Origin of the sequence: Nocardiopsis prasina DSM 43845 (assembly GCF_000341265.1) — a bacterium.
In the GTDB taxonomy this organism is placed as follows: Bacteria; Actinomycetota; Actinomycetes; order Streptosporangiales; family Streptosporangiaceae; genus Nocardiopsis; species Nocardiopsis prasina.
The window spans coordinates 1-512 of sequence record NZ_ANAE01000224.1; the positions used below are offsets into that span (position 1 = coordinate 1).

The following is a 512-nucleotide window of genomic DNA, read 5'->3' on the forward strand; positions in this document are numbered from 1 at the left end:
GGCAGGGACCCCTCCCACCACGCGTTCTACTGGGGCGCCAAACTCATCCTGATCACCACCACCGAGGGATCGGTGTGCGCGTTCTCCCTGGCTCACCCCAAGGAGCTGGACGAGCGCAAACAAGCCCTGCATCTGCTGCACGCCCAAGGGTGCGCTCCGGGGCCGTGCCCGATCGTGTGCGACAAAGGGTTCGCTGGGGCCGGGATCGAGAGAGCCGCCGCGCGGGTGGGGCATGTCCTGGTGCGTCCAGCACGCAAGGGCGAGGCTGATCGCGGCTTTCCCGGGTGGTTGAGGCAAAGGATCGAAGCGATCATCTGGACACTGAAGAATCAGCTCGGGCTGGAACGTCACCAGGCACGCACCACTGAGGGACTCTGGGCCAGGATGTGTCAGCGCATCGCGGCGCTGAACGCTGCGATCTGGCACAACTGGATGATCGGTGCCCCGGTCAAGCGGTCGTTGATCGCTTACGACCACTGACCAGGGCACATTTTCCCATCAACGATCTAGGG

At 64.3% G+C, this 512-nt stretch carries 1 protein-coding gene; it reads left to right on the forward strand.

Annotated features, from left to right (window positions below):
- Window positions 1-480, forward strand: a 480-nt coding sequence (locus D452_RS0127025; RefSeq protein ID WP_017547257.1) for a transposase, incomplete at its 5' end; no start/stop codon positions are given.
- Window positions 481-512 lie beyond the last annotated feature (32 nt).